General features: G+C 40.5%; 17 protein-coding genes. 1 reads left to right on the top strand and 16 read right to left on the bottom strand.

Translation table 11 applies throughout. From position 1 onward, the window contains the following. Positions 1-29: 29 nt before the first annotated feature. The 4 genes from V5M37_RS14600 to V5M37_RS14615 all read right to left on the bottom strand — a co-directional run bounded on the left by V5M37_RS14600 (position 30) and on the right by V5M37_RS14615 (position 4,249). On the bottom strand, positions 30-737 hold the full coding sequence (locus tag V5M37_RS14600; RefSeq protein ID WP_423797943.1) for an ABC transporter ATP-binding protein: 708 nt from the start codon (positions 735-737) through the stop codon (positions 30-32). Beyond that, on the bottom strand, positions 724-1,488 hold the full coding sequence (locus V5M37_RS14605) for an ABC transporter ATP-binding protein (protein WP_423797944.1): 765 nt from the start codon (positions 1,486-1,488) through the stop codon (positions 724-726). The genes V5M37_RS14600 and V5M37_RS14605 overlap by 14 nt, the downstream gene beginning before the upstream one ends. Further along, positions 1,485-3,041, bottom strand: coding sequence for a class I adenylate-forming enzyme family protein (locus V5M37_RS14610; RefSeq protein ID WP_423797945.1), 1,557 nt, complete (start codon positions 3,039-3,041; stop codon positions 1,485-1,487). Before V5M37_RS14610 ends, V5M37_RS14605 begins: the two co-directional genes overlap by 4 nt. A 413-nt stretch (positions 3,042-3,454) precedes the next feature. Continuing rightward, complete coding sequence (locus tag V5M37_RS14615) at positions 3,455-4,249, bottom strand: hypothetical protein (protein ID WP_423797946.1); 795 nt, start codon at positions 4,247-4,249, stop codon at positions 3,455-3,457. Between the two features lie 381 nt (positions 4,250-4,630). On the opposite strand from V5M37_RS14615, the gene V5M37_RS14620 reads away from it, so the two are divergent. Next, on the top strand, positions 4,631-5,089 hold the full coding sequence (locus V5M37_RS14620; protein WP_423797947.1) for a low molecular weight protein-tyrosine-phosphatase: 459 nt from the start codon (positions 4,631-4,633) through the stop codon (positions 5,087-5,089). Positions 5,090-5,153: 64 nt separating this feature from the next. Here the strand turns inward: V5M37_RS14620 and V5M37_RS14625 are convergent, their stop codons facing one another. The 12 genes from V5M37_RS14625 to V5M37_RS14680 all read right to left on the bottom strand — a co-directional run bounded on the left by V5M37_RS14625 (position 5,154) and on the right by V5M37_RS14680 (position 22,374). Next, a complete protein-coding gene (locus V5M37_RS14625; protein WP_423797948.1) occupies positions 5,154-5,618 on the bottom strand; it encodes a hypothetical protein in 465 nt (154 codons plus the stop codon). A gap of 133 nt (positions 5,619-5,751) precedes the next feature. Then, positions 5,752-6,786 carry a beta-carotene 15,15'-monooxygenase gene (locus tag V5M37_RS14630; protein WP_423797949.1) on the bottom strand — a complete coding sequence of 345 codons (1,035 nt, stop codon included), beginning with the start codon at positions 6,784-6,786 and terminating at the stop codon, positions 5,752-5,754. 103 nt (positions 6,787-6,889) lie between these two features. Continuing rightward, positions 6,890-8,014 (bottom strand): NADH-dependent flavin oxidoreductase, encoded by a 1,125-nt coding sequence (locus tag V5M37_RS14635; protein WP_423797950.1) that lies wholly within the window; start codon positions 8,012-8,014, stop codon positions 6,890-6,892. Positions 8,015-8,196: 182 nt separating this feature from the next. After that, the gene (locus tag V5M37_RS14640) at positions 8,197-9,114 is read right to left on the bottom strand and encodes a VOC family protein (protein WP_423797951.1); all 918 of its coding nucleotides are present in this window, start codon (positions 9,112-9,114) and stop codon (positions 8,197-8,199) included. 90 nt (positions 9,115-9,204) lie between these two features. Further along, positions 9,205-11,181 carry a PAS domain S-box protein gene (locus V5M37_RS14645; RefSeq protein ID WP_423797952.1) on the bottom strand — a complete coding sequence of 659 codons (1,977 nt, stop codon included), beginning with the start codon at positions 11,179-11,181 and terminating at the stop codon, positions 9,205-9,207. Next, positions 11,150-11,995 (bottom strand): CheR family methyltransferase, encoded by an 846-nt coding sequence (locus tag V5M37_RS14650; RefSeq protein ID WP_423797953.1) that lies wholly within the window; start codon positions 11,993-11,995, stop codon positions 11,150-11,152. Before V5M37_RS14650 ends, V5M37_RS14645 begins: the two co-directional genes overlap by 32 nt. 17 nt (positions 11,996-12,012) lie before the next feature. After that, complete coding sequence (locus V5M37_RS14655; RefSeq protein WP_423797954.1) at positions 12,013-14,682, bottom strand: response regulator; 2,670 nt, start codon at positions 14,680-14,682, stop codon at positions 12,013-12,015. Between the two features lie 412 nt (positions 14,683-15,094). Beyond that, positions 15,095-16,789: an L-lactate permease gene (locus tag V5M37_RS14660; protein WP_423797955.1), complete on the bottom strand. Its 1,695-nt coding sequence runs from the start codon at positions 16,787-16,789 to the stop codon at positions 15,095-15,097. A gap of 390 nt (positions 16,790-17,179) precedes the next feature. Continuing rightward, a complete protein-coding gene (locus V5M37_RS14665) occupies positions 17,180-17,956 on the bottom strand; it encodes an IclR family transcriptional regulator (protein WP_423797956.1) in 777 nt (258 codons plus the stop codon). Positions 17,957-18,031: 75 nt separating this feature from the next. Beyond that, positions 18,032-18,811 carry a fumarylacetoacetate hydrolase family protein gene (locus V5M37_RS14670; RefSeq protein WP_423797957.1) on the bottom strand — a complete coding sequence of 260 codons (780 nt, stop codon included), beginning with the start codon at positions 18,809-18,811 and terminating at the stop codon, positions 18,032-18,034. Between the two features lie 14 nt (positions 18,812-18,825). Next, a complete protein-coding gene (locus V5M37_RS14675) occupies positions 18,826-20,028 on the bottom strand; it encodes an NAD(P)-dependent malic enzyme (RefSeq protein ID WP_423797958.1) in 1,203 nt (400 codons plus the stop codon). A 165-nt stretch (positions 20,029-20,193) separates the two neighbouring features. After that, positions 20,194-22,374, bottom strand: a complete 2,181-nt coding sequence (locus V5M37_RS14680; protein WP_423797959.1) for a malate synthase G — start codon at positions 22,372-22,374, stop codon at positions 20,194-20,196. Positions 22,375-22,433 lie beyond the last annotated feature (59 nt).

The following is a 22,433-nucleotide window of genomic DNA, read 5'->3' on the forward strand; positions in this document are numbered from 1 at the left end:
GCCCCCTTTGTTAGCTTGCAAAAATTTTATTATGCTAGATATGCCTTACGTATTAAATCACTCTCAGCAAGTTCTTCAGTTTTGCCCTCCAATACGACTTTACCGAGTTCTAAAACATAGGCACGATTCGCAATACCTAATCCAAGGTTTACATTTTGTTCCACCAAGAGGATAGTAGTACCTTTCTTATTAATTTCTTGGATAATGGAGGCTATTTGATTGACAATAACTGGTGCTAACCCCATTGATGGTTCATCTAATAACAATATTTTGGGTTTCGCCATTAATCCGCGGGCTACTGCCAACATTTGTTGTTCACCGCCACTTAAAAGACCGGCATTTTTATGAAGTAATTTTTTTAATAATGGCAGCAGTTCAATAATTTCTTCCATATCGTTTTGAATATCCTTATCTTTTTTGCGAATATACCCACCCATCAAGAGATTTTCTTTTACTGACATCTCGGGAAAGACTTGCCTGCCTTCAGGTACATGAATAATTCTATTTGATACAATCTCATTAGTTTTGCGATTTACTATTTCATTACCTTCAAGAGTAATAGAACCTTTATTCACTTTTACTAGCCCGCTTATTGCTCTTAGTAAAGTCGATTTCCCTGCCCCATTAGCTCCAAGTACACAAACAATCTCTCCTTCGAAAACTTCGAGAGTAATTCCCTTTAAAACTTGCAATTTTCCATAACCAGCTTCTAGGTTAGCTATATTAAAATAGCTCAACTTCATTCCTCCCGGTACCAAAATACGCTTGAATTACTTTTTCATCCTTTTGAACTTCAGCAGGTGAGCCATTTGCGATAACTTCGCCTTCATTTAAAACAATCACTCTGTGCGCCAAGTTCATTAAAAAGTTCATATTATGTTCAATTAATCCTATTGCTATCTTTTTATCTTTAAATGTATTTCGCAATAATCGATCTAAATCTTTTATTTCTTCATTATTAAGACCTGTTGCAGGTTCATCAAGCAAAATGGCTTCCGGCTTCGTAGATAGCCCCAAAAGGATTCCGAGACGTTTTCCTAACCCGTACGGGAGAGCACCTGCGGTTTGATCAGAATATTGATTCATATTCGCCATTCCTAATAAATCCTCTGCTTCAGCTAACGCTGCCTTCTTATATTTCCCTCCGAACGCTTTTAAAGGTGACATTTTTGAACCTATATCACGCGCATAGATTGATATGAGTATATTTTCCAATACTGTAAGACTAGGGAAAACTTTTACATGTTGAAATGTGCGGACTAATCCCAGTCTTGAAACGGCATCGATTTTATATTTTGCGATATTGATATTTTTCCAATAAATCTCACCGTCATCAGGTGAAATTAAACCGCTAATTAAGTTTAACAATGTTGTCTTACCCGCTCCATTTGGCCCAATTATTCCTAAAATTTCATTTTCCAATCTCATGCTTACATTTGAAATAGCTGCAATGCCGCCAAATGTCTTGGAAACATTTTTTACAATCATTTTCCTTCCCCTCTTTTTATGTTGGCAAATAACGAACCGTATCGGTTTCGCAATTCATTTTTCAATGTTTTTCCAACAGCGTTTTTGGGTAATTCATCAACAAATTCAACTTCTTTCGGTACGTTATAACCAGCCATTCTTTGACTGACATAATTTTTAATATCATCCTCTGTTGAGGTTATTCCTTGTTTCAAAACTATTACAGCCATTACCTTTTCTTCGTACACTTCATCAGGTACACCGATTACAGCACAATCCAATATTGAGCTGTTCCCTTTTAAACAATCTTCAATTTCTTTTGAATAGATATTTTGACCACCACTTCGAATCATGTCTTTTTTCCGATCCACAATAAAGTAAAATCCATCTTGATCTTTAACCGCTATGTCCCCGGTGTGAAACCAACCGCCACGTTTTGCATGCTCAGTTTCCTTTGGCATTTCCCAATATCCATCTAACATTGGGCCGCGGAAAATTATCTCACCAGCAGTTCCTGTCTTTACTTCTAGGTCTGCATCATCTACTAGACGAACTTCCACTCCAGGAATCGGCTTTCCAATGGTACCCCATTTATGATAAATATCATCTGGTTGACAAACAGTGACAAACGGGCCCCCTTCAGTTAATCCATAGAGATGAAATATATCTAAATGTTCAACTCTTTCCTTTATTGCATTTGTAATTCTTTCAATGACTCCTGTTGGATCATAAGACCCGTATAAAAAAGCACGTAATGAACTTATATCAACTTGATTGAACCTTCGATGCTCCATCATTGACCGTAACATTGTCGGAACGCCTAATAGAAATGTAATCCTTTCTTTTTCTAGTGTTTCTAAAACATTCCCGGCATCAAATTTTTTCATTAATACGACTGTAGCACCTGAAATCCAAAATAATTTAGCATAATCCCATAAACCTACGTGAAAAGGCGGAAAGAAACTAATGAACCTATCAGACGGTTTGATTCTTAAGGATAACGACATTGAAAGCGCATCCATTATTGTCCTTTTTTGGGAAAGAATCGCTCCTTTAGGCCTGCCTGTTGTACCTGATGTATATAATATTAAATGCGGCTCCTCCCAAGAAACAAATACATCTGGTTCATCGGACTTAACAGATTTTACAAATTCATTGAAATTTCTGTGTTGATTGGTAGACTTTTCAGAAAGAATAATAATTTCCTGAATTGTTTTTAATTCTCTTTCAAAATTCTTAATATTTTCGTAGTATTCCACTCCCACAAAAAGCATTTTGGGTTTGGAATCATTAATTACATAAGCTACCTCATTTGGCCTGTACCAAAAATTGATTGGAACTAATATTGCCCCAATTTTTGAAACTGCAAAATAAAGACAAAAGTATTCTATAGAATTTTGATCTAATACGGCAATACGATCACCTTGTTGTATTCCTGAATCTAAAAGAGCATTAGCTGTTAAATTTATTCTTTGATTAAACTGTTCAAAAGAAAATCTCCTTTCTTCAAAGATGAACCCTGTTTTACTTGGATACGTGAGTGCATTTAATCTGATAATATCACTTACAAGCATGAACTCATCCCTTTCATTATTACGTCGAAACTACCTTCAGGTTTAAAACTCAGGATCAACTATTACACAAGAACCAATTACTAAAAGATACAAAACTCAAATTAAAAATTTAAATTATAAGTTAATAAATTATTATTCATTAATTATGACGTTATTCCTAAATTTCAATATATAAATGTTTATTGGAACTTACTTCTTACTCTTCACAAAAAAATATCATGCAGTTAATTTAAATAATTTTTTTAACAATTATAGTGGGCATTGTAGACTATTCTATAAGAAAAAAATATAAATAAGATAGAAAATTGGTGTTAGAATATGAAAAAGGCTAAGGTAGAAAAATAATACCTTAGCCACAACTTAATAAAAATTTATTTTGTTCCTTGTAAGTTTTGAAATTTATTTTGAGAGTTTTAATTTCCTTTTAACCCTTTTTTATATTGATCATAGTCTGTTTTCACGTAATGGAAGGCTCTGGCGCTGCCGCCATGGTCTGGATGCGTTTCTATTAATAATTTTTTAAAACCGACCATGACTTCTTTTGGACCTGCTGTTTTGGATAGCCCCAGTTTTCGACGATAATCTTGCGGATTAGATGGTGGGCCGGATTGGGATTGAACCTTTTCATCCTCTCCTTTACCTTGTTTCGAGAGCTCTTCTTTTAGTCTTAACAATTCCTTACGAAGGTCAATATTTTCCTTTAATACTTTTCTAGTCTCCATTTGCAATTCCGATTTTTCGTGTTGAAGGCTGGCGATTTCTTTATTCAGCTTGTCCCGTTGCTGGATCATCGCTTTTAAAGACGTTTGATGAAGCTCCTGTATCCCTTTGATTTGCTCATCCTGTGCTTTAAGTTTTACTTTTAGCTCACGAATCGTCAAATCGGAAGGCTTGTCTTCAAAAGCTGGCAATTTTGGCTGGGTAGATATGTATTCCTTGATTTGGTCAACATTCCCTAGTCTATGAATCTTCCCTTCATTATACCAGCGTTTGACTAGTTGAATACCGATATTTGCAGCAACACCTGCATCCTTTAATAGGTCAAAGGCTTGATCCGTATCTTCCAGTATGTACTCTGTTTTGGAGAGCCTTTGCTTCCCTTCAAACCTTATTTTTCGCTCCCGCATCCACCGTCTAACCGTCTGAATACTAAGCTCATCCGGAACTCCAGCACTCTTTAACAACTCAAAAGCTTGATCAGTATTCACAAGAATCCTCCTCTAAAAACAACTGAGGTGACAGAAAATGACACAAATGGCCATATATTTTAATAGTTTCCTATTTAATATTAAAGGAGGAAAAAAAGAATGTGAATGGCTCAATAAGACTATTAAATGAGGCATGGGGACGGTTCTTATGCCTCATTATGGAATTCAAGAAGCACTATATCAAGGGGTTTATTGGTTTTGAGAGTTTTTGAGAGTATTTTTAGTAATTCTAATTCACTCTTTTATCGCAGGTATTTTTCGGCATTGTTTCCGGGAACATATACACTCCGCTTTTCAATAATCCTAAAGTATAATATTCTTAGAATTGTCGGTACGGTATTACCTTTCGACCCGCTAGTCTTAACTAAAGGAGTTCATAACATGATCAACGTTCTATTCGTCTGTCTGGGGAACATTTGCCGGTCGCCGATGGCTGAGGCTGTGTTTCGCGACTTACTGAAAAAAGAAAATCTTTCCGGCCAAATTGCTGTGGATTCCGCTGCAACCAGTTCATGGCATATTGGTTCTCCACCGCATAAAGGAACCTTGGGAATCTTAAAGAAATATAACATTTCCTCGGAGGGCCTTGTCGGACGTCAATTAACAAAAGACGACTTTGAAAAATTCGACTACATCATCGGCATGGATGAAGGCAACACAAGAAACATTAACGAAATTACCGGAAAGCCGAATCATCCCAAAATCATCCGTCTACTGGACTTAACTAATCACAGAAAAGATGTCCCGGACCCTTACTACACAGGTGATTTCCAAGAAACCTACCAGCTTGTAACAGAAGGATGCCGGGCGTTACTTGAGAAAATCCTTGCGGAAAATTGAAGCGTGGGGACGGTTCTTGCGCCTCACTTGAAGAAAATTGAGGCAAGAGAACCGTCCCCATGCTTCATTTTAAGATTTCATCAACCATACTTCTCATTGAGTAAACTACGGTTTTTTTGTACTTTACAGCCAATATTAGGACTCTTATTTGTTGGGATCGGGTTAGGTGTTTGAAACGGGGTTCTTGTTTTAGAAAGTAGCGGACAATCGACCAGCTTTTTGGAGTGAAAGGAAAATCATCCAGGGGCTGCTTTTTAAGCAAACGATGAAACCACGATTTAATATCAGAGGAAGTGCTTTTGTCTACAATACACGGCGCGTAAATACTTTTTGTATGTTTCTTGAGGCTTTCGAAGCGCTCCTGGCCGCTGACAATGATATAGCTGCCATCTTTCCTGTTTTTTCTGACGACCAGAACAAACATGCAATCCCACATAAATCTCTGCAGACGCTTCATATGCTCCGTCATCTTCGCCGAAAAATCCGGCTTGATTTTATCCAGCGGAATATATTGTACCGTAAATTTCATCATCATCCCCTCCTATTTAATGATGAGTCCATTCCCACCCATTATATGCATAAACTGGGTTAAGAAGAAGCATGGGGACGGTTAGTGTGCCTGATTCATAAAATAAATGATGCATGAGAACCGTCCCCATGCATCATTTCACATTTTCTTTTAAAGCGCTTATAAATCTGTTGGGTTCGTCTACGCGAATTGCTATTTGTGAATATTTCTTTTTAAGTCCCATGATTAATGTTGCATCGACGGGCTTTTTTAATTTCAATATAACGTCAGGCTTTACTTCTTCAAAATCATGGGCAATGAATTCTATGGTATCCTTAGGACGTTTTCCAACCAATGGCGCCTCGATAACTTCTTCAACATCATCCCACTTTATTTCCATTCGTTTCATCAATCCCAGGGAAATGTACATACCTTCTTCAGTCACAAGTAAGGGATTATGGCGAACGGCTTGGATATCACCTAAAAAGAAAATGACTGTATATACATTAAGTACCAGTAAAATAATGGATAGAATCACAGACTTTTCATGAAACAGCCAATGAAGCCCAGCCATTTCAATAACTGTTGCGTGAATCAGCATCACTTGCATCGCAATTAAACTTGATTTTTGATGTAACGTAAACACATTCTGCCCATGTTGCGGTTTCTTTTTCCAGGATGCGAACGCATAGTAAAACATGAGCATTTCTGAACAAATGATGCGAATAATTGGATATGGTTTAACCTCTTGGTCCACAGCTTTTGAAAAAGAAAAGATAACTGGAAGGGAACTTCTTTTAACAGCACGTACAATGTTTGGCATATATTTAAACAACGAGACAATAACCATAACCTCTAACAACAAGAGGCCGCCTTCAACGGCAAACCCAGCCCACGTAACAGCCTCAAATGGAGCTAAATACTCCATCGGTATGAGAAAGCGCACCAAAATAAGTCCGCCTGCTATCCCAATAATCAGGTTTTTCCAATTCATTTTCCGTTTCCATGCCAAAAATAAAATCGGTGAAATCAACGCTACGTCTACCATGGAAGCAGCAACGATGATATTCGGCTGTTCAGGCAATATTTGAATTCCCAATGTTGTATGGTACAAGGAATAATTCGCACCCAACACTAGTAACAGCAAAATCAGCTGCGCATTCCGGTTCAAGGTTCTTTTTAAAATCATAAAAGTCCCTCTTTTCTTTTTCTTTCATCATACCATATTTTACCTATACACTTATTAGATATATAGAAAAAAGTATCCTAAAAAAAGGATACTTTATCTATTTCTATTCAATTCCCGGAAACCAGCCCGGAGTATGGATGATAGCCTGCCACAATGGGTCAGGAACCATTAATTCCTGTTGCTTTCCTTTGTCAATTTTTGTTACGATTTCATCTTCCTTGCCTTCTGCAACCTTTTGAACCCAATCTGGATCAATAATTAATTCCCGACCCATTGCAATAAGTGGTATCCCCGTCTCCTTTGCCCGGAGGAAATCGTCTGCAGAATAAAGTGAGCCAACACCGATTACAGGTACCTTACTTCCGACGCGTTCCTGTATAATTTCGATTCGTGCCCGGGAATCGTCCACGCCTCTTTTTGGCTTTGACCAGAAATCATTTAATGAAACATGGAGGTAATCAAGGTTCTTGTCAGCCAGCGCATCGATTAGCACCAAAGTATCTGCCATCGTAATCCCAGGTGTTTCTGGTTCTTCCGGAGAAAAGCGGTAGCCCACAATAAAAGGTTCATTTGTATTTTCGGCAACAATCCTTTTCACTTCATCGACAATTGCCAGTGGAAAGGTCAATCTCTTTTCAATGCTGCCGCCCCATCGATCATCCCGGCGATTGGAATGCGGAGAAAAGAATTGTTGAATAAGATAGCCATTTGCCCCGTGGATTTCAACACCATCATAGCCTGCTTCAATGGCCCTTCTAGTTGTTTCTCCAAAAGCTTTAATAATCGCTTCAATTTCTTCTTCCGGCAGTTCTCTAGGAACAGGCTTCCCTGCCCCTTCAGACGGAATGGCACTAGCACTAACAACATCACCATTTGGCACTAATTGAGGAGGAACTTGCCTCCCGCCATGGAAAATTTGCAATACAGCTTTAGCACCCTGCTCTTTAATACCTATGGCCAGTTGCCGTAAACTGGGGACTAATTCATCAGAATCAGCGCCAAATTCTCCATTAAACCCCTTACCATTTGCAGTCACATATGTACAAGCAGTGACCACCATTCCTACACCGCCAGACCGCCTTGCATAATATTTAACTTCGGAATCCGAAACTGTCCCATCCTCGTTCGATGAAAAATTAGTCATTGGTGCCATCACAATCCGGTTTTTCAATTCAACACCACATGGTAAAGTAAACGACTCAAACAAAGCTTTAAATTTAGAATTCAATGCAAAATCCCCCAAAATGAAATTCTTTTCATCCATACTTTTCCCTAACAAAGGCAAGTGATGCATGGGGACGGTTCTCGTGTATCATTATAATACTGCTATATTATGTATATCGGTGGTCGGGATCGAACCAACACTCCGAATTCTACTTCATTTATTTTTATTTAACTTAGGCACTATTCTCAAGATCCCTTGTATGCTTTACGCAATTCCTCAAGATCAAATTTCTTCATTTTTAGAAATGCCTTCGTTACGCGTGCAAGTTGATCAGGTGTACTTTTGCTCATCATTTCGTCCATCTCACTAGGCACAATTTGCCAAGATATACCATACTGGTCTTTCAGCCAGCCGCATTGCTCCGCTTCAGGAACCTTAGAGAGCTTCTCCCAGTAGTAATCAATCTCTTCTTGTGTGTCGCAGTAAACCATAAATGAGATTGCCTCGTTAAAACTGAATTTATGCTCGTGGGCACTATCCATTGCGGTAAACCACTGATCTTCAAGCATGAATTCACTGAACATGACTGTACCTTCTTTGTCAGGTTCCATTCCTTTAGGATAGCGGGCGATCAGTCCCTGCTTCGCATTCTTAAATATTGATAAATAAAAATTCATCGCCTCTTCCGCGTTACCACATTGATTACCGACAAACAAAAGTGATGGAATTAATGGAGGACGCTCTTCACCTTCTGGATTGGTTAGGATTAACTGCCATGTCAAACCAAACTTATCTTGAATCCAACCATACCTTTCACTGAACGGATACTTATCAAGCGGCATTAACGCTGTGCCCCCATCGGATAATCTGTTCCAAACCTCATCTATTTTTTCTCTCGCGTCTTTATCTCGTGATGGGTCAAAGTTTACCATAAAAGAGATCGACGGATTGATCTTGAAAAAAGGTCCTGCACTGATAGCTGCGAACTTCTGCCCCCATAGCTCAAATGAGACTATATCAGAGTCGCCTGAGGGTGTGTCATGAATGGTTGTCACATCTGTAATTTTCGAGTCCGGGAATATGTTAACGTAAAACTCGGCTGCTTCTTTTGCCTCCTTGTCATACCATAAATGCGGAACAATTTTTTGATTTGTTTTTGCCAAATCTCTTCCTCCTTAATTCTCTTACGGATGCATGGGGATGGTTCTTTTGCCTCATATTTTTTTGTCAAACAAAAAAATATGTGTTTTTCTCTAGAAATCCCTTTCCAGAAAACGGACAAAAAAGGTAGTTCCTTCAGTGCTTGTTCGCAGATCGATAACGGCTCCATGACGCTCAGCGACACTATAGCAAATGGGCAGGCCCAAGCCAGTCCCGGAATCTTTGGTAGTGAAAAACGGCGTCCCGATCATATCGATCAGTTCAGGTTCGATACCGGAGCCTTGGTCTTGGATTTCCAGCACTACATCCTGCCCGTCAAGATAAGTTTTTATTGTCAATTCCCCGCCCGCTGCCATCGACTCGAGCCCATTCAGGGAAAGATTTAGAATCAGTTGGCTAATTTCCTTTTCATCAAGATAAAGCCTCGGAACTTCCGATAACAGCAGGGAGACCGTTTTATCCGTCAGCAGCGCTTCGGCTTTGATCAAAGGGTAAAGCCCCTCAATAATCGGATTCAACCACTGAGATTTTTTATACGATTGCTTGTTTTTCGCTAAATTAAGAAATTCGGAAATAATTGAATTGGCCCGGTCCAATTCGGACAGCATTAAATCAATATATTGAACGGATAGATTGTCGATGCTTTTTTTTGAAAGCTCCAAAAACCCTTTGACGGTGGTCATCGGATTCCTAATTTCATGGGCAATTCCCGCCGCCATCTCACCAATTAAATTCAGTCGGTCTAGGCGCGCCATTTTCGCTCCCAATTGTTCAAGCTCGGTTACATCAGTTATCACGCTGAGAATGCAGCTTTCACCTTTCACCTCAATGATTTCCGTTGCCAACAAACCCTGCCGCTTCTCTCCTGATTTTGTTAGGTAATGAATCTTTTCATTTTGCAAGGATTCCTTGTGGCAGGCAGGTAAAACCGACGGCTGCCGGCCAATGACCTCTACTAAGGAATAACCGGTAAATTTGAGCCAGCTTGCATTGACGTCCAGGTACCTGTTGTCAGTCATTGAACGAATTTCAATCAGGCAGGGGCTTGATTGAAAAATTTTATAAAAATGCTCCTGCGACAGGCGCAGGTCTTCAGAAAATTGTTTTCGGACTTCAATTTCCTTTCGCAGCTCTTCTTCAAATTGCATCCGTACCTCTATTTCTTTACGCAGCTTTTCGTTGGCAATGACAAGTTCATTCGTCCTCTCTTCCACCAGCTTCTCGAGCAGCTCGTATTGCTGCTTTCGCTCGGTAATATCGCGCAGCGAACAAACGTAGAAATGCTCATTATGGATAACCGCCTCACCGATTTGCAGCTCGACAGGAAAGTGATTTTCGTTTTTATGCTTGGCAACAGCCTCAAGCATTTTCCCAATGGAGGGTCCATTTTGATCCCACATTTTTACAAAAAGGTCCTCCATTTTAAGTCCCAAAAACTCCCCCATCGAATAGCCAAATAATTTTTGAACTGCAGGATTGACCGAGATAATCGACCCTTCCTGGTCAAACGTAATAATTGTGTCAATCAGTGTTTCTTCAATCACCCGGGCCAATTCTTCTTTTTTTTGCAAATCAAGGGTCGTCTTGTTCAGCTTTGCGTTTACATGAAGAAGCTCTTGCTGCCGCTCGATTTCCTTACGACCCTGATTTTGATGGATTTTGACAAACTCCTGTACCTTTAACTTTAATGTCTCCGGATGAAACGGTTTAAAAATATAATCAACTGCCCCTAAATTATATCCCTTTAGGACATGCTCGGTCGTTTGACTGATAGCCGTGATAAAAATAATGGGAACAAACTTTGATTTTTCCCGCGCCTTAATCAATTTTGCCGTTTCAAAACCGTTCAAGCCTGGCATTTGCACATCCAGCAAAATGACGGCAAAATTCTGCCTCAGCACACATTTCAACGCTTCCTCACCCGAGCCTGCCTTCACTAAACGATAATGGGGCGATGCTAAAACGGCCTCTAAAGCGAGCAGGTTTTCCGGGCGGTCATCGACCATTAAAATATTGATTGGATCCACAGGATGGATATTATGAATGGATTTTACGGTAGAGTTTCTCATCAGAATCGACTTCCTCATAATAATTTGCGATATCGGTAAACTGGATTCCCTCCTTACTTCCCAAGCCAAGGAATCCGGATGCAGACAGACTTTCATGCAGCAGGTGCAGCACACGATTTTGCAGCGATTTATTAAAATAGATCATGACATTCCGGCAAATGATGACATGAAATTCATTAAACGATTGGTCGGTGGCTAAATTATGCTGCGCAAACACTACATTTTCAGTAAGAAAAGAATGGAAGGCTGCGCATGACTCCCGGGCAACATAATATTCGGAAAAAGCACTTGTCCCGCCTGCCTCAAGGTAGTTTTTCGTATAATTTTTCATTTTGTTCAAGGGCATCATCGCTTTTCTGGCCTGGTCCAGGGCCCCCTCGCTAATATCGGTGGCATAAAGTCTAGTTTTTTTATAAAGGCCTTCCTCATGCAGGAGAATCGCCATCGACAGGACCTCTTCACCAGTCGCGCAGCCGACATGCCAAATCCGAATTGCGGGAAAATTGCGCAAGAGCGGAACAACCTTTGTCCGAAATGCTAGAAAAAACGAAGGGTCCCGGAACATTTCCGTCACATTTATTGAAAAATCGTTAAAAAAGCGACGCATCAACAGCGGGTCGTAGAGAATCTTTCGCTGGAGGTCAGAGATTCCTGAGAGCTTCTCTGTCCGGATCCGATGTTCAATTCGCCGCTTTACAAACGGGGTAGAATAATTACGGAAGTCAACCCCATATAATCGATAAATCCCCTCTAGCAGCAGGTTCATTTCAATCTTTTCAATTTCACTCTTGTCGAATGATATTAATTTTTCCATTTATAATTAAACCTTTCTTATCGATATAGCCAAACTCGCATAATGGAAATAAGCTGCTCTATATGCACGGGTTTGCTGATATAATCAGATGCCCCGGCTTCGATGCATTTTTTTCGATCACTTTTCATTGCCTTTGCGGTCAGGGCAATGATAGGAAGATTCATGTATTCAGGCATCTGGCGGATAGCGCGAATCGCTTCAAACCCATCCATTTCCGGCATCATAATATCCATCAACACGAGGTCAATATCCGGATTTTTTTGGAGGACATCGATGCCTTCTCTGCCATTTTCCGCAAAAACTACTTCAACAAAATAGCTTTCAAGTGCGGTTGTTAAAGCGAAAATATTGCGCATATCATCGTCGACAATCAGGATTTTTTTCCCTTCAAGCGATTCCCCGGTAAAACCAACCGGCTTTGATTCTTCAACCGTGACGGCCGCCTCAAGCTGTGCTGGTTCATGTGCCAAACCAGGGATGTATAATGTAAACGTGCTGCCTTCGCCGATTGTGCTGTCAACCGTCAGATAGCCGCCTAAAAGCTGAGCTAGTTCGCGGCTGATCGATAGCCCCAGGCCAGTACCGCCATATTTGCGGCTTGTCGTTCCATCGGCTTGTTGAAAGGCCTCAAAAATTAACTTCTGATTCTCTTGTGAAATGCCAATCCCTGTATCCCTTACTGAAAAAGCAATCATGGTTTCGACTTGATTATTTCCCTTTTCCTCTGAAAAAACAGTTTGCTTTGCTTTCTCAATCTGCAGCATAATCCGGCCCTTTTCTGTAAATTTGAAGGCATTTGATAGCAAATTGATAAGAATTTGCTGGAGCCGCTGTGGATCGGTATGGATTAGACCCGGTAAAAAAGGGTCAAGCTGAATCGAAAAATCGAGTCCCTTTTGCCGTGCCAGCGGGAAAAATTGTGACTCGAGTGATGCCTTTATTTCTTGAATCTCCGTTTTCTCAAGGTAAATCTCCATCTTACCAGCCTCAATTTTAGAGATATCAAGGACATCATTGATCAACCGCAGCAGGTCATGACCGGAGGAGAGGATTGTTTTTGCATATTCAACCTGCTTTTGGGTTAGGTTTTGAGCGCTGTTTTCTGAAAGCATTTGTGCTAGAATCAACAAGCTGTTCAACGGTGTCCGCAGCTCGTGTGACATATTGGCAAGAAACTCGGATTTATATTGGGAACTCATCATTAATTGCTGAGCCTTCTCCTCGAGCATATTTTTAATTTTTTCAAGTTCATGCGTTTTTTTCTCCGAGCTTTTGAACTGTTCTTCAAGCTGTTCATTGACGGTCCGTAATTCTTCCTGCTGCAATTGCAGCTCTTCGGACTGACTTTGCAGCTCTTCGGTCAGGGTTTGTGATTCCTGGAGCAATTCTTCCACCCGCATATGCCTTTGGATACTCTTAATGTTGATACCAAGATGGCTGACGACTTCCTCAAGGAGTACCTGTTCAAGCCGAGCGAATGGTTTAAATGAAGCGAGTTCAATGACAGCAAGCACTTCTCCCTGATATTCAGCAGGAATGACAAGGATGCTGTTTGGGGACGCTTCACCAGTGCCGGATGAAATTTTGATATAATTCTCGGGTATGTCTTCAAGCGATATCGGCCTTCTGTCAAGCGCACATTGACCGACTAGCCCTTCACCCACAGAGAAACTTTCCCGCCCAACAGGCTCCTCCTGGCCGGCATATGACCCATACTTTCGAAATACGCTGTCTTCCTTCATATAAATAAGCCCGTAGCTTGCCCCGACAATAGGCGCCAACCTTGTAATAAAAAGATGAGCTAATTCATTGAGGTTGTTAATGCCGGGGTACATCGTGGCAATTTCCGCAATCTTCGTATTTAACCAGCTTTGTTCCTCAGCTGCATTTTTTAATTCTTTTTCTTGTTTATGATGTTTTTCAAGCACCTGGGCCATTTCATTATAAGCGATTGAGATTTTTCCGATTTCATCCTTTGTTTTCACCTTGATCCGCGGCAGCTGGTCCCCCTTGCGAAAGGCGGCGTTTGTGAAAACAGACATGACATCATTTAAATTTTTAGACATGCTCCTTAGGATAAAGAATGTGATCGCTCCGCCCAAGATGAGAACGGCGACAGCATAGCCAAATATGAATTTGTAGGCGGTGGAGGTGGTATCGTTCGACAGTTCAAATTCACTTTGGACTCCATCCTCCTGAATGGTCTGTAAATAAGTGGCATCACTTGTCATTTTATCAATGACATCCCACGTATCATACCAAAATAGGCTCCTTGCTTCTTCGTCCTTGTTTTGTTCCATTAACTTATTGGTCTTGGCCTCCATGGCACGGAGCTGAATACTTAATGTTTGTAATTCAGCGATGACTTTCTGAGATTTTTCGCGTTTGTCGAGCTTACGGAGACTCTCAATCGCTTGATTGGCATTCAAGTAACTTTGTTCCTTATGGTCTTGAAATTCTTTTAATAGGTCAGCCGGCGGATTCGCCAAAATGCCCTTGGAATCACTGCGATACCAATTGAGGGAATCTTGGATCTTGTAGGCAGTCTTTGCCAGTTCGTAGTTGTCAACGGCATTCTTCATATTCGTGTTCAACTGATTCATCAGCATCATTAAGAATAATAAAAAAACAATAAACAGGAAAATCAATAAGCCAAACCCTAAATACAATTTTGTTTTAAATTTCATAATTATTTTTTCACCGCTCTGCCAAGTGTTGTTTAATGCTAAAAACTATTTCATTTATATACTCTAGTTTACAATTAACCTATTGAAACTAACTAGAATAAAAATCAGACTTATTCAAATTATTTTAACAAAAATTTTTTAAGAAAATTTGTTTTTTCGACAAAGCTCGAAAAATAATTTTTAAGACAAATAGAGATGGGATTCTGTTTAGAAACTTGTCGATAAAAGCCAACCGCAGATCTTCCAATAATTAGTTCAAATCCTACCAATTTTAGGTTATCTAATCCCCATTTTCCCTTTTTCTAGCAAATTAAAAAACACACCGCCCAAGACACTGTACCTTCACCAGGTATCACAAAAAGGCCAGCCTAAAATTTGGCTGACCTTAATCGAAACGGATTGGATTCTATTTTTATGGAACCATCCAACCTAATACACTGCTATTTTGCAGGAATGTCATGATACAGACAATAAAGACCAAAACAATACTGTGTTTAACCGTAAAGCGGAACAAGTCGGCCTCTTTTCCTGCCAGGCCTACAGCTGCACACGCTACAGCAATCGATTGTGGTGAAATCATTTTTCCAGTAACCCCGCCCGAAGAGTTTGCAGCGACTGCTAATACCGGATCCATACCAAGGTTCAGTGCTGTCACCTTTTGCATTGCACCAAACAAAAGGTTCGATGATGTATCTGATCCAGTGATAAACACGCCTAACCATCCAAGGACTGGAGAGAAAAAGGCAAATAGGGAACCTGTTTTTGCAAGCGTCATTCCTAATGTCGTACTCATCCCTGATGAGTTAGTTACATAGGCATACCCTACAACTGAAGCGATTGTAATGATAGGGAACTTTAATTCATTGAGAGTTTCCCCAAAGGTTGCAACCCATTCTTTCCAAGAAATTTTAACGATAAACTTGGTGACAATGGCCGCAATAATGACTGATGTACCAGCTGCACCCAAGATTTCCAGCTTATAAATGGCCGCAACAGGAGCACCGGCAGCATTAATGACTTTGTTGTTTAATAATGGAACTTCAGGCATCAGTGTTAACGCGTGTCCAAGAGCATTTACCGCTTTCAAAATAGCGTTTGTTCCTTCATAATGACCTGTCAAAGCCAATTTGACTGTTGGGATTCCCCAAATCGTAATAAATGCAGTCAATACAAGGAATGGTGACCAAGCTTTAAAAATTTGCCCACCTGAGTATTTTACTTGCTGACTATTAGATGCTTTGGCAGCAACGGATGCAGCCAGTTCTTGCTCAGATGAAAAGCGGAAAATAGTTTTTGGTTTCCAAAATTTTAAGAAGATTGCTAGGGCAAACAATGACACTAATGCAGATAAAATATCGGGAAGTTCTGGACCAAGGAAGTTGGAGCTTAAGTATTGAGTTACTGCAAAAGTGAACCCTGTTATGAAAATGGCCGGTAAGATTTCCAATGCTTTCTTAAACCCTGCCATAATAACAACTAAATAAAACGGAACGAATAATGATAAGAACGGCAACTGACGTCCGACCATTTTGGAAATTTCCAATGCTGATATCCCAGTTGGTCCTTCGACGGCAATGATGGGAGTTCCGATTGCACCAAAGGCAACAGGCGCTGTATTGGCTATTAAACACAGGCCAGCAGCGTAAAGAGGATTAAATCCAAGACCCACAAGAAGCGCTGCCGAGATGGCAACTGGAGCGCCAAAACCGGCAGCTCCTTCAAGGAAAGCTCCAAATGAGAACGCTACCAAAAGTGCTTGAAGACGTCTGTCCTCTGTAAGTGAAACGACCGAATGGCGGATTATATCGAATTGGCCAGTCTTGACAGTTAATTTGTAGAGGAATACAGATGTGATAATGATCCAGCCTATAGGCAATATTCCATATACGGCACCCTGCGTGGCAGACATGACCGCCATACCGGCAGGCATTTTAAATGCAACTACTGCAAGTATTAAAGCAATTAGTAGTGTTGATAAACCAGCTAAATAGCCTTTCATACGTTTTATGGCTAAAGCCCAGAAAAAATATAAAATTGGTATAAGAGCTACCAAAGCGGATAAGGCGAGACTATCTCCCACCGCCGTGAAATTTTGTGTAAATGTCATAGTAATCCCCCATCATAAAAAAATTAAAATTTTCATGTATCGGTCTTATCCCTTTTCAGACCTAGAAATGAATAGTTCTGATGGATAAATCAATAGATTTCTATGATGACTGATTAATATGTAAGTGACTGCGAAACGCTGTAATTTCATACTTTTAATTTTTTTTAAAAACTTCCCCCCTCTTCGTTTCGTAATAAGAAACAACCCTTAAATTTGTTGCTAAGGACGAAACATGTTATACAACAATAATTCAAATGTTATATAACACATTTCGATCACTCTTTTATTATACGGATTTTTATCTGAATTACAACAATTTTTAGAAAATTATAATTAAAAAAATTCAAAAATATATTTGACCAGTATATCATTTATACTAGTCAAATATTCTTAGCTAACTCTATTTTCAAAACCCAGTCGTGTTGATATTTGTTTTGCTATGTGCAGCATTCGTGCTTCAAGTCGTTTTAATCGATCATCCGTCATTCGTATTGTTGGTCCAGAGAGGCTGGCTGCCGCAACAACTTTGCCCGTATAGTCAAAGATCGGTACAGCAATGCATGTAATTCCATATTCATTTTCTTCTAAATCAAGTGCATAACCCTTCCGTTTTACGTTCGCCAGTTCCCGGAAAAACTCTTCTTTATTGGTAATGGTTTTATCTGTGTGCATCGGCATGCCTTTTCGCTCAAGAATATCCAGTACAACATCAGTTGGTTGAAAAGCAAGGATGGCTTTACCAACGGATGTACAATGCATGGGAGCCCTTTTTCCTACTTTGGAATGCATTCGTAACGTTTCAGTACCTTCTAATTTCTCGATATAAACGACTTCCCCTTGATCATAAACAACAAGATGGATAACTTCATTGCTTTCGCTTTCCAATTGTTTTAAGAATGGCTTTGCCTCAGCCCTTAGATCAATGGATTCAAGCAACTTTGAACTGATATCTAAGAATTTATAACCCAGTTTATAGCGGCCGGTAACTTCATCTTGCTCGATATAACCATACTGGACAAATGTTGATAGGATGCGGTAAACAGAGCTTTTGTTGATATCTATTTGTTTAGCAATCTCTGTCACACCTAATCCGCCCTTTTTTAAACTCACCAAATGAATAATATCCAACGCCCTGCTTACAGATTTGACCATATTCTCTCTATCCATAATCGCTCACCTCAAAATACTGTCCCTAATAAGTTACATGAAAGCATAAATCTTTTACCGGCCATTGCTAGGGATTTAATTAGATTTAACGGATTCTTTTGCCAATACAAATGTATTACGCAATGTCCCAATTTCTTTAATTTCACATTCAATTGTATCTCCGGCACCAACCAGCTCAGCTCCAAGCGGACTGCCTGTCAAAATCACATCTCCCGGCTTAAGAGTCATCACTTTTGTCAAATAAGATACCATTTTTCGGATCGGAATAATCATTAATTCCGTAGCACTATTTTGTTTCTCCACACCGTTCAGGTTTGCTTCTACCTTTACAGCGAATGGGTCCAGTTCTGTTTCGATCACAGGCCCGAGCGGAGTGAAGGTATCAAAAGACTTGCCAATTGTCCAATGCCCGTCCTGATGGAAAAATTGAGGGGCTGTTACGTCGTTTCCTACCGTATATCCGAATACATAGTCCAACACTTCTGATTCAGGAACGTTTTTAGCTTCCTTACCAATGACAATCGCTAACTCAGATTCGAACTTTACCTGTTCAATTCCCTCTGGAATGATAATTTCATCCTCGGGACCAATAACGGATGAGGTTGGTTTAAAGAAGAAAACTGGAATTTCCGGAAGCTCGGTTGGCAGATCCTCAAGCTTAGACACATAGTTTGCGCCAATCCCAATGATTTGGTTTGGTTCAAGCGGCGCCAGCAATTTTACGTCAGCTACAGAGAAACTGTTCCCCGTAAACTCCCATTCTCCAAACAGATCACCTTTAATTTCCTGGATGTTGCTATCTTTTATCACACCTGTATAAACAGTTAAACCTTGTGTAAATCTAGTAAATTTCATTGTGATACTTCCTCTCAAACAGTTTTTTCTTGCTCCATTTTCTTTCGTGCGACTCCTGTTTTAATGGCAGCCTCCGCAACTGCTGCGGTTACTGCTTCTGTAACTCTTTTATCAAAAGGATGTGGAATCACATATTCGCGGGAAAGTTCTTCCTGCGTGATTAAGTTGGCAATGGAATAAACTGCAGCCAGCTTCATTTCTTCATTTATTTCAGAAGCAAGGACCTTCAGCGCCCCTTTAAAAATACCAGGGAATGCAAGAACATTATTCACCTGATTCGGCAAATCAGAGCGTCCTGTCCCTACCACTGCCGCTCCAGCTTCCATTGCCTCTTCTGGCATGATTTCAGGGATTGGGTTTGCCATGGCAAAAATAATCGCATCCTCGTTCATGGACATGACCATCTCTTGTGTGACTGCTCCAGCGGCAGATACACCGATGAACACATCTACCCCTTTAATCACTTCTTTTAAATCTCCATGAATATGGCTCTTATTGGTCAGCATAGCAATCGAGTCTTTCATCGAATTCATTCCTGTTAGGCGTCCCTCATAGATAGCGCCTTTTGTGTCACACAAAATGATGTCACATACTCCCATTCTCAGTAGCAATTTTGTAATGGCAATGCCCGCCGCACCTGCGCCATTGACTACTACTCTCGTATCTTCAAGACGTTTGCCAACTACCTTTAAAGCGTTAATTAATCCAGCTGCCGTGACAATTGCCGTTCCATGCTGATCATCATGAAAAACAGGGATGTTCATTTCCTTTTTAAGTCTCTCTTCTATAATGAAACAATTCGGTGCTGCGATGTCCTCCAAATTGATGCCGCCAAATGTTGGTTCCAGTAATTTTACCGTTTGGATAATTTGCTCCACATCATTCGTATTCAAGCAAATTGGAAATGCATCCACATCAGCGAAAGCCTTAAATAATGCGGCTTTACCTTCCATAACGGGCATTGCCGCTGCTGGACCAATATTCCCAAGGCCTAGTACGGCTGATCCATCCGATACGACCGCTACAAGATTTCCTTTAATCGTATAGTCATAGACTTTTTCTGGGTTTTCATAGATCTCTTTACAAGGCTCTGCCACCCCCGGTGAATAAGCCAAACTTAAATCATATGCATTTTCCACCGGAACCTTAACATCGATATTTATTTTCCCTTTTGACTGCTTGTGAAGTTCCAGCGAAGTCTCCCTTAGGTTTTGCATAGCCTCATAACCTCCATTTATTTTTTCAAAAAATTTGAGTAATGTTGAAAATGGCGGTCTTAGGCTCGGTGCAGTCTCTCATTTCAACGAATAATTTAAACTGTTGACTTTTTTCCAAGGCATTCTCATTACAAGAATGCCCCAGAATTCATCTATTCAAATCGATTATTGTTTCACTGCGAACTTAGCCTTTGCTTCAATCCGTCTGCGATGCAGGATTGGCTCCGTATAGCCATTTGGCTGGTCATAGCCTTCAAAAATCAAATCGCAGGCAGCCTGGAAGGCAACGGAGTCATCATAGTTCGGAGCCATGTTGTGATACATCTGATCTCCTGCATTTTGCTTATCAACAACCTTGGCCATACGCTGCAATGTTTCAAGAATTTGCTCTTTCGTACAAATACCATGGTGAAGCCAGTTTGCCAAATGCTGGCTGGAAATTCGCAATGTAGCGCGGTCTTCCATTAACCCCACGTCATTGATATCTAGTACTTTTGAACAGCCAACTCCTTGATCTACCCAGCGGACAACATAGCCTAAAAGAGTTTGGCAGTTGTTGTCAAGCTCTGCCTGGATTTCTTCAGGAGTCCAGGATGGGTTCTTTGCAACAGGAACTTGTAAGATATCATCTTGGAAGTCTCCAGTTTGATGAAGCATTTCATTCTGTACTTCTTTTACATCTACTTCATGGTAATGCAGTGCATGCAATGTCGCAGCAGTTGGAGATGGCACCCAAGCTGTAGTGGCTCCCGTTTTTACATGACCGATTTTTTGCTTTAGCATTTCCGCCATTAAATCCGGCATAGCCCACATGCCTTTGCCGACCTGTGCACGGCCCATGAATCCGCTTGAAAGTCCGGCAATCACATTGGATTGTTCATAGCCCTGGAGCCATTTGGATGATTTCATATCATTTTTACGGACCATTGGACCAGCTTCCATGGAAGAATGAATTTCATCGCCTGTTCTGTCAAGGAACCCAGTATTAATAAACACAATCCGGTCTTTTACCTGTTTGATGCATGCCTTCAAGTTCAAAGTGGTTCTGCGTTCTTCATCCATAACACCGATTTTTAACGTATTGCGCTCAAGTCCAAGCAAATCTTCCACGCGGTCAAATAGCTGATTGGCAAAAGCAACCTCTTCTGAACCATGCATTTTTGGCTTTACAATGTAGACTGAACCCTTCTCCGTGTTTTGGAATGGACCATTGCCTAAGAGTGTATGTTTGGCAATAAGGCTAGTCAGAACAGCATCCAAAATACCTTCCTGAATTTCCTCACCATTTGCGTCAAGAATGGCACTATTAGTCATTAAATGTCCAACATTGCGGACAAATAGCAAGGAACGTCCATTTAAAGTGATTTCCTCTTCGGCCGGAGACAGGTAGCTGCGATCAGGATTGAGTGTCCGTGTCATCGTTTTATTGCCTTTTTCAAAAGTAGCAGAAAGTGTACCTTTCATAAGGCCTAACCAGTTGCGATAGACGAGCACTTTGTCTTCAGCATCTACGGCCGCTACAGAATCTTCGCAGTCCATAATGGTCGTAATCGCCGATTCAAGGATCACATCCTTCACGCCAGCCGCATCCGTACTGCCTATCGGATGATTTCGGTCGATTTGGATTTCAAAATGAAGTCCATTATTTTTTAAAAGAATGGCGGATGGATTTTCCTGTGTTCCCTGATAGCCGACAAACTTTGCTTCATCTTGTAACCCAGTCGTTGTTCCATTATTTAATGCAACCTGTAGTTTACCATCTGCTACGGTATAGGAAACCGCGTCTTTATGCGATGCTCCTTGTAACGAAGCCGCTTGGTCAAGAAAATTCCTGGAAAATTCGATGACCTTTGCACCGCGGACAGGATTGTAACCTCCCTCACGGCTGGCACCAGCTTCTTCGCTAATCGCATCCGTTCCATAAAGTGCATCATAAAGGCTTCCCCAACGGGCGTTGGCAGCATTAATCGCATAGCGGGCATTATTAACTGGTACAACTAACTGCGGTCCGGCTTGCACAGCGATTTCATCGTCCACATTTTCAGTTGTAATCTCAAAATCTTCTACCTCCGGTTCAAGGTAGCCAATTTCGGTTAAAAATGACTTATATGCTTCGAAATCAAAGTTTTCATTATTTTCGCGATACCATGTGTTCAGTTTGTTTTGAATATCATCACGAACTGCCAGCAGCTCCTTGTTTTTAGGCGTTAAGTCGCTGATTAACGCTTCAAAACCGGACCAAAACTGATCGGCAGTCAATCCGCTTTCCGGAAGTGCTTCCGAGTTAATAAATTCATAGAGTTCCTGGGCCACTTGTAGATTTCCCTTTTTTACATAATTAGTCATGATGATGTTCCTCCCTTGATTTGGTAAAAGTAATAGTTTCGAAAAATATGTTAATGGAT

Origin of the sequence: Neobacillus sp. SAB-20_R2A (genome assembly GCF_049568635.1) — a bacterium.
Taxonomy (GTDB): Bacteria; Bacillota; Bacilli; order Bacillales; family Cytobacillaceae; genus Neobacillus; species Neobacillus citreus.